The 13,665-nt window shown below is 63.6% G+C and carries 10 protein-coding genes; 5 read left to right on the forward strand and 5 right to left on the reverse strand.

All coding sequences use genetic code 11. The features are described from left to right. Nucleotides 1-45: 45 nt before the first annotated feature. Nucleotides 46-1,725 carry an electron transfer flavoprotein-ubiquinone oxidoreductase gene (locus ASD12_RS00430; RefSeq protein WP_056580560.1) on the reverse strand — a complete coding sequence of 560 codons (1,680 nt, stop codon included), beginning with the start codon at nucleotides 1,723-1,725 and terminating at the stop codon, nucleotides 46-48. Between the two features lie 63 nt (nucleotides 1,726-1,788). Continuing rightward, a complete protein-coding gene (locus tag ASD12_RS35015) occupies nucleotides 1,789-1,935 on the reverse strand; it encodes a hypothetical protein (RefSeq protein ID WP_210173849.1) in 147 nt (48 codons plus the stop codon). Between the two features lie 10 nt (nucleotides 1,936-1,945). Here ASD12_RS35015 and ASD12_RS00435 point away from each other — a divergent pair, with 10 nt between their 5' ends. The 3 genes from ASD12_RS00435 to ASD12_RS00445 all read left to right on the forward strand — a co-directional run bounded on the left by ASD12_RS00435 (nucleotide 1,946) and on the right by ASD12_RS00445 (nucleotide 4,427). After that, the gene (locus tag ASD12_RS00435; protein WP_082525171.1) at nucleotides 1,946-2,590 is read left to right on the forward strand and encodes a hypothetical protein; all 645 of its coding nucleotides are present in this window, start codon (nucleotides 1,946-1,948) and stop codon (nucleotides 2,588-2,590) included. Nucleotides 2,591-2,639: 49 nt separating this feature from the next. Next, a complete protein-coding gene (locus ASD12_RS00440) occupies nucleotides 2,640-3,521 on the forward strand; it encodes a uracil-DNA glycosylase (RefSeq protein ID WP_056580563.1) in 882 nt (293 codons plus the stop codon). A gap of 93 nt (nucleotides 3,522-3,614) precedes the next feature. Beyond that, nucleotides 3,615-4,427, forward strand: coding sequence for a helix-turn-helix transcriptional regulator (locus ASD12_RS00445; RefSeq protein ID WP_056580566.1), 813 nt, complete (start codon nucleotides 3,615-3,617; stop codon nucleotides 4,425-4,427). On the opposite strand, the gene ASD12_RS00450 is transcribed toward ASD12_RS00445, so the two are convergent. Both ASD12_RS00450 and ASD12_RS00455 read right to left on the reverse strand, forming a co-directional pair. After that, on the reverse strand, nucleotides 4,428-5,330 hold the full coding sequence (locus ASD12_RS00450; protein ID WP_244482724.1) for a DMT family transporter: 903 nt from the start codon (nucleotides 5,328-5,330) through the stop codon (nucleotides 4,428-4,430). It abuts the gene before it with no gap. A 65-nt stretch (nucleotides 5,331-5,395) separates the two neighbouring features. Then, nucleotides 5,396-7,702: a xanthine dehydrogenase family protein molybdopterin-binding subunit gene (locus tag ASD12_RS00455; RefSeq protein ID WP_056580572.1), complete on the reverse strand. Its 2,307-nt coding sequence runs from the start codon at nucleotides 7,700-7,702 to the stop codon at nucleotides 5,396-5,398. Nucleotides 7,703-7,858: 156 nt separating this feature from the next. Between ASD12_RS00455 and pepN the strand changes: the two genes are divergently transcribed. Together pepN and ASD12_RS00465 are read left to right on the forward strand one after the other, a co-directional pair. Beyond that, nucleotides 7,859-10,504, forward strand: a complete 2,646-nt coding sequence (gene pepN / locus ASD12_RS00460; RefSeq protein ID WP_056580575.1) for an aminopeptidase N — start codon at nucleotides 7,859-7,861, stop codon at nucleotides 10,502-10,504. Between the two features lie 288 nt (nucleotides 10,505-10,792). After that, entirely contained in the window at nucleotides 10,793-13,114 is a 2,322-nt protein-coding gene (locus ASD12_RS00465; RefSeq protein ID WP_056580578.1) for a PAS domain-containing sensor histidine kinase, read from the forward strand. Nucleotides 13,115-13,159: 45 nt separating this feature from the next. Here the strand turns inward: ASD12_RS00465 and ASD12_RS00470 are convergent, their stop codons facing one another. After that, a complete protein-coding gene (locus ASD12_RS00470; protein WP_056580581.1) occupies nucleotides 13,160-13,639 on the reverse strand; it encodes a hypothetical protein in 480 nt (159 codons plus the stop codon). Between the last annotated feature and the right edge of the window lie 26 nt (nucleotides 13,640-13,665).

A 13,665-nucleotide genomic window follows, 5' to 3' on the forward strand; every position in this document is an offset into this window, starting at 1 on the left:
GGCATTTTGCTTGCGGCGACCGAGACGGCCCGGTCGGCGCGTGGCTTACATGCCTTGGTAGACCGGGCCTTCGCCGCCTTGTGGCGGCACCCAGTTGATGTTCTGGTTCGGGTCCTTGATGTCGCATGTCTTGCAGTGGACGCAGTTCTGCGCGTTGATGACGAAGCGCACGTCCTTCGCTGCAGGATCGGCGGCGGCATTGCCGTCCTTGTCGACCCACTCGTAGACGCCGGCAGGACAATAGCGCGTCGAGGGTCCCGCAAAGACGTCGTGCTCGGAACGTTTCTGCAGCTCCATGTCGCCGACAAGCAAATGGACCGGCTCGTTTTCCTCATGATTGGTGTTGGACAGGAACACCGAGGAAAGCCGGTCGAAGGTCAGCACGCCATCGGGCTTCGGATAGGCGATCTTCTTGTGCTGGGCGGCAGGCTCGAGCGTGGCATAGTCGGCCTTGCCATGCTTCAGCGTCCCGAAGGGCGAGATTCCGAACAGCGTGTTCAGCCACATGTCGAGGCCGCCGAGACCGACACCGACAATGGTGCCGAAGCGCGACCACAGCGGCTTGACGTTGCGCACCCTCTTCAGATCCTTGCCGATGTCGGTCGCACGCCAGGCCGCCTCATAGGAGGAAAGCTCGTCATTGGCACGACCGGCACCGATCGCCTCGGCGACATGCTCGGCCGCCAGCATGCCGGACAGCACGGCATTGTGCGAACCCTTGATGCGCGGCACGTTGACGAAGCCGGCCGCGCAACCCATCAGCGCGCCACCGGGGAAGGACAGTTTCGGCACCGACTGCCAGCCGCCTTCGGTGATGGCGCGCGCGCCATAGCCCAGCCGCTTGGCGCCCTCGAAGGTGCCTGCGATCGCCGGATGGGTCTTGAAGCGCTGGAATTCCTCGAATGGCGACAGATACGGGTTCTTGTAGTTGAGGTGGAGGACGAAGCCGACCGCCACCTGATTGTCCTCGAGATGGTAGAGGAAGGAGCCGCCGCCGGTCTTCATGTCGAGCGGCCAGCCGAAAGAGTGCTGGACCAGGCCCGGACGATGGTTCTCCGGCTTGACCTGCCAGAGCTCCTTGAGGCCGATGCCGTATTTGCCGGGCTCGCGGCCGTCGGAAAGCTTGTATTTGGCGATCAGTTGCTTGGCGAGCGAGCCGCGCGCGCCCTCGCCGATCAGCACATACTTGCCCATCAGCGCCATTCCGGGCGCGAAGCCAGGGCCGTGTGTGCCGTCCTTCTCGATGCCCATGTCGCCGGTGACGACGCCGGTGACGGCGCCTTCCTCATTGTAGATGAGGCCGGCGGCGGCAAAGCCCGGATAGATCTCGACGCCGAGCGCCTCGGCCTTGGTCGCCAGCCAGCGGCAGACATTTCCGAGCGAGACGATGTAATTGCCGTGATTGTTCATCAGCGGCGGCATCAGGATGTTGGGCAGGCGGAACGAGCCTGCAGGGCCAAGGACGAGGAAATGGTCCGCTGTGACCGGCGTCTTGAAGGGATGGCCTTCCTCATCGCGCCAGCCCGGCAAGAGCCGGTCGATGCCGATCGGATCGACGACGGCGCCGGAGAGGATATGGGCGCCGACCTCGCCACCCTTTTCCAGGACGACAACCGAGAGCTCGGGGTTGATCTGCTTGAGGCGGATGGCGGCGGCGAGGCCGGCCGGGCCGGCTCCGACGATAACCACGTCGAATTCCATGCTTTCGCGTTCGATGTCGCTCATCAACCCCTCCGCACTGGCTTGTCCCATTCGGGTATCTTGCTGGCTCCTGCGCTGCATAGCGCATCAATTGGCGACAGGAAACCGGCGCATACGTGACAATGCGGTTTTGGCCAAAAAGCCGCGTATCGCGAGGCTGGGCGCGTGCTTTTCGGCCGGCATTGCCCCAGGCGCTTGCGTTTTTAATTGTTCGACGGCTTGCTTATCGGCCATACTTCACGCCATGCGCATTCCTGGGCCAGCCGGCTTTTCATCGACGCGCTTTCTTTTCCCGCCCGGCCCAGCCTGCCGGGCGCTGCTTTTGGCCCTTCTGGCGCTGGCACCGGGTCAGGCTGCAGCGGACGAAGTGAAAGTCTGGTCGGCGGGGGCCTACTCGTTCTCCGACGAGCTTGGCGGCTTCCACATCACCGGCGCTTCGGGCATCGGAACGAAGGATGATCCGCTGGTCATCACCGAAGAGTTCAATTCGTCAACGCCGGTGACGCTGACCATCCGCACGACAAAGCCGATCCAAGCCTTCGGCCCGGCCGGCGAATTCGCCAACGGCATCATGTATATGCGCATCGACGTGCTCAACAACAGCGGCCAGGCCTGGATCGAATTCCAGTTCGAACTTCAGGAGATCCTGAACCAGCCGAGCGTGTTCGGCGACGGGCTTTCCTTCGATCAGCGCAACAAGACGCCCGACAACATCTGGTCGAGCAATTTTGCCGATTTCGATCGCGATTTCGAACCCTATGACCGGCTGCTGTTCAGGAATGGCAAGGTCGACCCGCTGAAGTCAGCCAGGTTCGAATTCCTGATGACCGACTACACGCCGCGCTGGACTTTTTATCTGGTGCAGGATCCGCGCATACCGACAGGGTAGAGAAGCGGCCAGCCTTGCAAATTGCCGCCACGCGGACGAATGTGCCGGCATGACTGCCGCTTCCCCAAACAACAGACCTGATATTGCCGACCTGCTGGCCTTTTATGCCAGCGTGGGCGTCGACGAGGCGCTCGAAGACCAGCCGGTGAACCGGTTCGCCGAGGTTGCGCCAAGGCCGGTGGAGCCTGCGCCCGTGGCGGCGCCTTCGGGCGCCACCGGCGTACCGCAGCGTTCGACGAACACGTCTCGCCCCGAAGCGGGCGACAGAGCAAATGCTCCACCCGTTGCGCGGCCGCTGTCTGCTACGACTGCGGTTCCCGACGAAGCGCAAGCAGCACTTGCCCGCCAGTTGGCAACGACGGCAACGACGCTGGACGAGCTTCGCCAGCACATGGCGGCGTTCGACGGCTGCAATCTCAAGGCCACTGCCAAGAGCCTGGTGTTCGCCGACGGCAACCCGGAAGCAGCCGTCATGCTGGTCGGCGAGGCGCCCGGCCGCGACGAGGACATCGAGGGCCTGCCCTTCGTCGGCCGCTCGGGCCGGCTGCTCGACCGCATGCTGGCAGCGATCGGGCTCGACCGCACATCTGTCTATATCGCCAACGTCATTCCCTGGCGGCCGCCGGGCAATCGCACGCCGACGCCGCATGAGACCGAGATCTGCCGGCCGTTCATCGAGCGGCAGATCGAGCTGGTCAATCCGAAGGTGCTGATCAACCTTGGCGGCCCGTCGGCCAAGACCTTGCTCAACACCTCGGAAGGCATCTTGCGACTGCGCGGCAACTGGCGTGTCCACACGACGGCGTCTGGCATCGCCATTCCGGCCATGCCGACGCTGCACCCGGCCTATCTCTTGCGAACGCCCGCGCACAAGAAGCTGGCGTGGCGGGATTTTCTCGAGGTGAAGGCAAAGCTGCGGGAAGTTGGCTGAGGCTTGGCGAGTAGCCAATCTCCGACATGGATGCCGTACCGATAACCTCCGAGGTAATTGAAATACGTCTCCTCTCAGCCTAACCGTGCCCTCATGACAACACCCCAAACCTCCGCCGGCAGCCTCATTCGCGAATGGCGCACGCGCCGGCGCATGTCACAGCTCGACCTCGCGATGGAGGCCGAGATCTCGCAGCGGCATCTGAGCTTCGTCGAAAGCGGCCGCGCCGCGCCTTCGCGGGACATGGTGCTGCATCTGGCCGAGCAATTGTCGATCCCGCTCAGGCAACGCAACCAGCTGCTGCTCGCCGCCGGCTTTGCCCCCAGCTTCGGCGAGCGCTCGCTTGGCGACGCGACGTTGGCGCCGGCGATGGCGGCGGTCGAGATCGTGCTCAAGGGGCACGAGCCTTTCCCGGCACTCGCTGTCGACCGCCACTGGAACCTGGTTTCGGCCAACGCCGCCATCGCTCCCTTCCTTGCCGATGTCAGCGAGGCTGCGCTGCTGACGCCGCCGGTCAACGTGCTCCGCCTCAGCCTGCATCCCGGCGGCATCGCACCGCGCATCGTCAATCTCCAGGAATGGCGGACGCATCTGCTTGAGCGCCTGAAACGCCAGAACGACGAGGGCGGCGACCCGGAGCTGGTCGAACTGGAACGTGAGCTGCGGACTTATCCGTCCGGCTTGAAAGGCATCCGGCCGGCGCCGGTCGAGCCGAATGCCATCGTGCACCCGCTCAGGCTGGCGCATGGCGATCAAGTGCTGTCATTCATCAGCACCATCACCGTGTTCGGCACGCCGCTCGACGTGACGCTGTCGGAACTGGCGATCGAATCGTTTTTCCCGGCCGATGAGCCGACCAGGACGATGCTGGTGCGATTGGCGAAGGAACGCGCCGAACAGTCGTAGTCACCCCTGGGGCAAAGATGCCTTGCGCGTGCGGGTGCGCTCCAGGCCAAGCTGGCGTTCGCGCCAAATGATGAAAATCCCGGCGGCAACGACGATCAGGCCGCCGACGAGCATGTTCAGCGTGGCGACGTCGCCAAAGACGAGATAACCGACGACGACGCCGAGGATCATCGAGGTGTATTCGAACGGCGCCACGACCGAGGCCTCGGCATGGCGATAGGCCGCCGTCATCAGAATCTGGCCGAGGCCGCCGCAGAAGCCGGCCACAACCAGAAGAGCCGCCTGGAGCGGCGTCAGCGCTTGCCAGCCGAACGGCAGCGACAGCAGCGACATGACGCTCGCCGTCACCGAAAACCAAAGCACGATGGTCGCGGTGCGCTCGCTTTGCACGAGATTGCGCACCAAAAGCATGGCAACCGCCGAGATCGCCGCCGCGACAAGAGCGGCAACAACGCCAAGCACCTCCTGATCGTCGAGCGCCTCATCGGAACTCAGCAGCGTCAACTCCGGCCAGGAGATGATCAGCACGCCTACAAGGCCGACCGCGACCGCGCTCCAGCGATAGACGCGGATAGCCTCGCCAAGAAAGACCGAACTGAACACCACCACCAGCAGAGGCTGCGCATAGTTCAGCGTGATCGCTTCCGGCAGCGGCAGCCGGGTCAGCGCGAAAAAGCCAAGTCCCATGGCGCAGACGCCGACGACGCCGCGCGCGATGTGGTTGAACGGACGCTTGGTCGAAAAGGCAGTGCCGAGTTTTCCTTTGAAAGCCAGAAACGCGATGATCGGGAAGATGGCGAAGAAGGAGCGGAAGAAGACGATCTCGCCCGCCGGAACGGTGCCTGCGGCCTTGATGCAGGTCTGCATGCCGACGAAGACCGCCACCGAGATGATCTTGAGCATGATGCCGGTGAGCGTGTTGTGCCCGGCGGCGTGCTCACTGGCTATGGGGCTGCCCGGGCTGGCTGTCACGCTCCCACAGCTTCCCGGATCGTTGCCCAGATGCGCGCCGGCGTCGCCGGCATGTCGATGTGTTTGACGCCATAGGCGCGCCAGAGCGCGTCGGTCACCGCATTGAGCGCGGCAGGGGTCGAGCCGATGGTGCCGGCCTCGCCTGCCCCCTTGATGCCGAGCGCATTGGTGGTCGACGGGACGTTGCGGGTCTCGAAATGGAAGAATGGGAAATTGTCGGCGCGCGGCATGGCGTAGTCCATGAAGCTCGCCGTCAGCAGCTGTCCGTCTTCGCCATAGATGGTGTCCTCGGTCAGCGCCTGGCCGATGCCTTGCACGACGCCGCCATGCACCTGGCCGGCAAGCAGGATCGGATTCACGGTGACGCCGAAATCGTCAACGATGGTGTAGCGGACGATCTCGGTGGCGCCGGTGTCGGGATCGATCTCGACCTCGCAGATATGGGTGCCGTTGGGATAGGTGCACTCGTCCTGCACGAATTCTCCGAACCCTTTGAGATCGTCCGGCGTCTTGGCGGCCTTGGCGATGGTGGAGAAATCGATCGTGCGATCGGTGCCGACGATGCGTGCAACACCATCAGACAGCTCGATGTCGCCGGCCGAGGCCTCCAGCTCATCGGCGGCGATGCGCTTGATCTTGTTGGCCAGATCCTCGCCCGCGCGGGAAGCTGATACACCCCCCAGCGGAATGGAGCGCGAGCCGCCGGTGCCGCCGCCGGCCTTCAGCTCGTCGGTGTCGCCCTGGCGGACATGGATCTTGTCGATGTCGAGATGGAGCTTTTCCGACAGGAACTGCGCATAGGCGGTGGCGTGCCCCTGCCCGTTGCTCTGGGTGCCGATCTTCAGCGTCACCGTGCCGTCGCCATTGAGTTCGACAAAGGCCGGCTCCGAGCCCGGAAAGGCGCAGGCCTCGATATAGGTCGCCATGCCGAGGCCGCGGATCTTTCCGCCGGCCTTCGACTGCGCCAGCCGCGCCGGGAACGCTTTCCATTCGGACCGTTCAATGGCGCGCTCCATATGGCCTTCGAATTCACCATTGTCGTAGAGGCGGCCGGTCTGCGTTCGGTAGGGAAACTGCTCCGGCCGGATGAAGTTGCGGCGCCGGATCTCCTCGACAGGCAGGTTGAGATCATGGGCGCAGGCATCGACAAGCTTTTCCAGCAGGAACGCTGCTTCCGGCCGGCCGGCGCCGCGATAGGCATCAACCGGGCAGGTGTTGGTGTAGAGGCCGGTCACCGAGACGTCGAGCGCCTGGATATCATAGACGCCGGTCGACATGGTGACGCCGATATAGGGAATGAACGGACCGTACTGCGAGATATAGGCGCCGATGTTGGCGAGCAGGTCCACCTTCATGCCAAGGAAGCGGCCATTCTTGTCCAGCGCCATCTCGGCCGTCACGGAATTGTCGCGCCCTTGCGCGTCGGTCAGGAAGTGCTCTGTGCGGTCGCCGGCCCACTTCACCGGACGGCCAAGCCGCTTTGCCGCCTCGAGCACCAGCGGATATTCGCGGTAGACGAAGCTCTTGGGCCCGAAACCGCCGCCGACGTCAGGCGTGATGACGCGCAGCCGATCCTTCTTGATCTTGAACAGGCCGGCCAGGATGTACTGCATCGAATGCACGCCCTGCGACCCTGTGGTCAGCACGAAGCGGTTCTCCTCAACATTCCACTCGCCGATCGCCGAGCGCGGCTCCATGTAGTTGCAGACCAGCCGGTTATTGACGAATTCGATGCGGGTGACATGGGCGGCCTTGGCGAAAGCCGCCTTGGTCTTCGCCTTGTCGCCCATGTGGTAGGTGAAGGCGCGGTTGGAACCAAGCTCCGGCCAGACCAGCGGCGTGCCTTCGGCAAGTGCCGTTGCCGTCCCGGAGGCCGCATCTTCGCTGTCATAGTCGACGTCGATCAGTTCAGCGGCATCCTGTGCCAAGGCACGGCTGTCGGCGACGACGAAGGCGACGGCGTCGCCGACATGGTTGACCCGGTCGCGGCACAGGATCGGGATGTCGCGCGTCGGCGCCTTGGTGCCGTCCGGCTGTTCCTGCATGACGCCGGACTTGAGATCGCCGAGATGGGCAAGGTCCTTGCCGGTCAGCACCAGATGCACGCCGGGTGCCGCCTTCGCCGCCTCGGTCGAACCGATGGTGAAGCTGGCCTTGGCGACCGGCGAGCGCAGGACATAGCCATGCAGGACGCCAGCCGGCTGGATGTCGTCGGTATAGCGGCCCTGCCCCTGGATGAAGGCGGCATCCTCGCGCCGCAGCACGGATGCGCCCATGCCGAATTTCGGTGTGACGACGGTCAATGGGTGCCTCGCGGTGGTGACGGGAGAAGGAAGGCCTGAAATAGGCATTGCCTCAGTTTTGTCGAGGGGCCGTTTCGTGTAAAGAGCGCGGACTTCAAATTTCTTGGACCAGCGGGAACATCCGCCGCCAAGGCCATCGACAGGAAAACCCACGGAATGCGCACGGACACCGGCCAGGTCTTCAAGCTCGAAGACTATCGCCCCAACGACTACCTCATTCCGCAAACCAACCTCACTTTCCGCCTGTCGCCAGACGCAACGCACGTCACGGCCTTGCTCGCGGTCGAGCGCCGTGACGGCGTATCCGCGTCGGCACCATTGGTGCTCGACGGTGACGGGCTGACGCTCAAACGCATCGAGATCGACGGCAAGACGGTGATGCCGGCGGATTTTCTGGCGAGCCCAGACCAGCTGACGATCCTCAAGCCGCCGGTCGCGCGCCGCTTCCAACTGCTCATCGTGACCGAACTGGCGCCGGTAGGCAACGAAGCCCTGATGGGCCTCTACCGCTCGAGCCATGTCTACTGCACACAATGCGAGGCGGAGGGCTTCCGCCGCATCACCTATTTCCTCGATCGACCCGACATCCTGTCTGTCTACACGGTGCGCATAGAAGCAATGCGCGACGAGGCGCCGCTGCTCCTGTCCAACGGCAACCCCGTCGACAAAGGCGACCTCGGCGACGGCTGGCACTATGCAGTGTGGCACGACCCCTTCCCCAAGCCGTCCTATCTGTTCGCATTGGTGGCCGGCAATCTCGGCCGGCTCGCCGACAGTTTCGTCACCCTGTCCGGCCGCACGGTCGAGCTCGGCATCTATGTCGAGCCCGGCAAGGAGAAGCTGGCCGGCTACGCGATGGACGCCCTGAAGCGGTCGATGAAATGGGACGAGGAAGCGTTCGGCCGGGAATACGATCTTGACGTCTTCAACATCGTCGCCGTGTCCGACTTCAACATGGGCGCGATGGAGAACAAGGGCCTCAACATCTTCAACGACAAATATGTTCTGGCCGACCAGGAGACCGCGACGGATGCCGATTTCGCCAATATCGAGGCGATCATCGCGCATGAGTATTTCCACAATTGGACAGGCAACAGAATCACTTGCCGCGACTGGTTCCAGCTCTGCCTGAAGGAAGGCCTGACCGTTTTCCGCGACCACGAATTCTCCGCCGACCAGCGCTCGCGAGCAGTCAAGCGCATCGCCGAAGTGCGCACCTTGCGCGCCCACCAGTTTCCCGAGGACCAGGGCCCGCTGGCGCATCCAGTGCGGCCGCGCCGCTACCGCGAGATCAACAATTTCTACACGGCGACGGTCTACGAGAAAGGCTCCGAAGTGGTGCGCATGATCCGCACAATTCTCGGAGTCGACGCCTTTCGCGCCGGCATGGATCTCTATTTCGAGCGGCACGACGGTGACGCGGCGACGATCGAGGATTTCATCAAGGTGTTCGAGGATGCGTCCGGCCGCGACCTGTCGCAGTTCGCGCTCTGGTATCATCAGGCGGGAACGCCCAACCTGACGATCAGCTCGACGCACAATCCGGCTGCGCGGGAGTTCACGCTCGAAATCGAGCAGTCGGTGCCGCCGACACCCTCCGAAAGCCGAAAGCGGCTCATGCACATCCCGCTCGCCTTCGGCCTGATCGGCGCCGGCGGCAAGCCGGTCGACTATGCCGGCGTCGAGGGCGCTAGCGTCGAGGACGGCGTCATCCATGTGCGCAAGCGCCGCCACATGGTGCGGTTTTCAGGCGTCACTGAGCGCCCCGCCGTGTCGCTCAACCGCGGTTTTTCGGCCCCAGTGACACTGTCCGTCGAGCAGAAAGCCGACGACCAGTTCTTCCTCGCCCGCCATGACAGCGACGCCTTCTCGCGCTGGCAAGCCTTCAACACATTGCTGACCGACGCACTGATTGCCGCCTTCCGAGAAATCCTCGGCGGCAAGCAGCCGGTCTTCGCGGCGCGTCTGACCGAACTCGCCGGCAGTATCGCCGGCGACGAGACGCTGGAGCCGGCCTACCGCGCGCTGGCGCTGGCACTGCCCGGCGAAGCCGACATCGCCCGCGACATCGGCAGGAACATCGACCCCGATGCCATCTATGCGGCTCGCGAGGCGCTGACGCTGGTGATCGGCACCGCGAACCGGGATGCTTTTTCGAGCCTCTACCTCAGCCTTGCCGACAAGGCAGCGTTCAGCCCTGACGCGGCGAGCGCCGGACGACGCGCCTTGCGCAACACCCTGCTGGATTATCTATCGCTGCAGCCGGGCGGAGCAGCCCTCGCCGCCGGGCATTTCCAGTCCGCGACCAACATGACCGACCGCGCGGCAGCGCTTGCCGTGCTCGCGCATCGTCACCACGGTTCGCCCGAAGCGATCGAGGCGCTGGCGGCTTTCGAGACGGCCTATGGGTCCGACCCGCTGGTCATGGACAAATGGTTCCAGATCCAGGCCAGCGTTCCGGGGCCGCAAACCGTCGACACAGTGAGGGACCTCACCAGCCACCCGGCCTTCTCGATGGGCAATCCGAACCGGGTGCGCTCGTTGATCGGCACGTTCTCCAGTGCCAACCAGACCGGCTTCCATCGTGCTGACGGCGAAGGCTACTGGTTCTTTGCTCAGACTGTGCTCGAGGTCGAAAAGCGCAACCCGCAGGTAGCGGCAAGGCTGGCGACGGCGCTCAGATCGTGGCGTTCGCTCGAACCTCTGCGGCAGGCCAAGGCCAGGGAAGCGCTGCTTTCGATCGCCGGCGCCGAAAACCTGTCGGCGGATCTGAGGGATATCGTCGAGCGCACGCTGGCGTGAGTTCCCTCCCCCTTGAGGGGAGGATGCCCAGCGAAGCGAGGCGGGTGGGGTCGTCTCAAGTCGAGCACTGCCGCAATGACCCCACCCGTCCATCCGCTTCGGCGGCTGTCCACCCTCCCCTCAAGAGGGAGGGACAAGACAGTTTCGGCGTTATTTTAGTCGATTTTTAATCTTTTTTCGCCGGAGCACTGGACAAGGCGAATCACCTTTGATTCTTTACTGACGATTCGGATGTGCGGCGTTTGCCGGATCAACAAGCAGCATAGGCAAATTCGGGGAGTGCCATTTATGGCGAAGGCGGACGCGTGGGGCGCGCCCGGAGGGACGGCATTTGCGCATCGTGAGACGCGCAGCGACGGCCTTGCCGGGAATACGCGGCTCATCGCCGAACCGGCCTACCGGCGGCTTCTGGCCGCCGAGCCGCTGCTACGCCGATCGATACCCGTCCTCATCATCACATTCCTGATCGTAATCGCGGCACTGCGCGTGCTGTCGCTGATGAACGAGCGCGATGATGTCGAGCGCAATGCCAAGGCGATCCTGACGCTGGCGGCGGGGCAACTGGCCAGTTCGCTCGCCACCACCTCGGACACGGTGCCGGGCGCTATCCAGGATCTGCTGGAGACCACCAGCCGTCAGGGCGCGATGGGCCGCAGCCATGTGCTCGTCATCACCGACAGTGCTTTCAAGATCGTCGCGGTGACACCGCGCTCGGTGCCATGGCAGGGCCATTCGCTCGACGGCCTCGTCGAGGGCGGCCAGCCATTGTTCATGTTCGGCGATCGCGCCGGTGTCATGGATGTCAACATCGACGGACGTGACTGGTATGCGGCGGTCAGCCTGGCGAATGGCCAGAAGGGTGCGTCGGCGGCCCTGGTGCCGCAGGACGCGGTCTTCGATGCCTGGCGCAAGACTGTTTCGCTGAACGTCACCCTGTTCGTGCTGACGGCCGGCGTGCTGATCGTCATCCTCTATGCCTATTTCGGCCAGGCGGCGCGCGCACAGGCGGCTGACCGCATCTACCTCGAGGCGCATCAGCGCATCGACATGGCACTGGTTCGCGGCCGCTGCGGTCTGTGGGACTGGGACATGGTGCGCGGCAAGATGTACTGGTCGCGCTCTATGTACGACATGCTCGGCTACAAGCCCTGCGACACGATGCTGTCCTTCGGCGAGGTCGATCAGATCATCCATCCCGAGGACGGGGACCTGTTCGAACTCGCCAACAGAATTGTCGCACGCGAGATCGACCATATCGACCAAGTTTTCCGGATGCGGCATTCCGACGGCCAATGGGTATGGATGCGCGCCCGGGCACAAGTCATCGATCCGGAAGCCCCGGAGATCCAGCTGATCGGCATCGCCGTCGATGTCACCGAACAGCGTCATCTGGCGCTGCGTTCCGAGGCGGCCGACCTTCGCCTCAGAACGGCGATCGAGAACATCAATGAATCCTTCGTGCTGTGGGATTCGGCGCAGCGCCTGATCATGTGCAATTCCAAATACCAGCAGGACAACGGGCTTTCGGACCGCGACGTGATGCCGGGCGTCACGCGCGCGGCATTGGAAGAACGCATGCTGGCCTTTGCTTCCGAACGGCGGCTCGCCAACACCAGCGGATTGCAAGGCGGCGCCACTTTCGAGCGCCAGTTGGCGGATGGCCGCTGGCTGCAGGTCAACGAACTGAAGACCAGGGACGGCGGCATCGTCTCGGTCGGTTCCGACATCACCCAGATCAAGCTGCACCAGGAGAAGCTGGTCGACAGTGAGCGCCGGCTTATGGCGACGATCCATGATCTCAGCCTCGCCCGGCGGGCGGAAGAGGAGCGTTCGCGCGAACTGGTCGACCTCAACCGCAAATACATGAAGGAAACCGAACGGGCCGAAGCGGCGAACCGGGCCAAATCCGAATTCCTGGCCAACATGTCGCATGAGTTGCGCACGCCGCTGAACGCCATCATCGGTTTCTCCGAACTGATGGAACAGGGGCTGTTCGGCCCGCTCGGATCGGAGCGCTACGAGGAATATGCCACCGACATCAACAGCAGCGGCAAATATCTGCTGGGCGTCATCAACGACATTCTCGACATGTCCAAGATCGAGGCCGGCCAGTTCTCGCTGGACCGGGAGGAGATCGACCTTGGCCCGCTGATCAGCGAAACGGTTCGCGTCGTTTCGCTGCAAGCGGCGCAAAAGGCCATCACCGTGGAAACCCGCATCGCCGACGCGCTGACGCTGGTCGCCGATCGCCGGGCGATCAAGCAGATCGTCATCAACCTTTTGTCCAACGCGGTGAAATTCACCGGCCAGGGCGGCCACATATCGGTCAGGGCCCGCAACACATCCGGCGCGCTGGTGCTGACGATCGAGGACAATGGCTGCGGCATCCCCAAGGATGCGCTCGGCAAGCTCGGACGGCCCTTCGAACAGGTGCAGAACCAGTTCTCCAAGAGCCATGCCGGGTCCGGCCTTGGCCTCGCCATCTCGCGCTCGCTGGCTGAACTCCAGGGCGGCGCGCTGAAGATCCGTTCGACCGAAGGTGTCGGCACGATCGTATCGGTGCGCATTCCGGTGAAGAAGGCCGCGCCTGCCATCAGGGTCGCGGCCTGAGCGGCAGGCTCCGACTGACACCGCCGGAGCCTGCTCCAGACGGCCTCACTGCATATCGCTGTTGTCGCCGTCGTCACTCCATTGACCGTGACGGCCGAAGCGGCCGCCCTTCGGCAATTCGCTCTTTTCGATCTTGCCGTCATTGTTCCTGTCGAGCATTGCGAAGACCTTCTTCTCACGACTGGTGAGATCGTCTGTGGTCAGCGTGCCGTCGCCCTTGGTGTCGTAGCGGGCGATAATGCGTTTGGCCATCTGCTCGAAACGCGCCTTCTCAAGCGCATCGGCAAGCTGGGCGACGGTCAGCTTGCCGCCATTGTCGGCGACGAGCGTCTTCAGCCGCGCGTTCATGGCGTCCGAAAACTGGTCGAAGGTGATGGTGCCGCCGGAATCGCTCATCGCCTTGTTGAGGCGCATCATCGTGCCCTCGCGCATTTTTTCACTTGCATTGTTTTCGGCATAGGCCGTGGTGCCGACGGCGCCGGCCAAGGCTACGAAGGCAAGGGCAAGTTTGGTTGACTTTCTCATGGTCTTCTCCTGTTGCATCGTCACCC

The organism is Mesorhizobium sp. Root102, assembly GCF_001425625.1.
Lineage (GTDB): Bacteria > Pseudomonadota > Alphaproteobacteria > Rhizobiales > Rhizobiaceae > Mesorhizobium.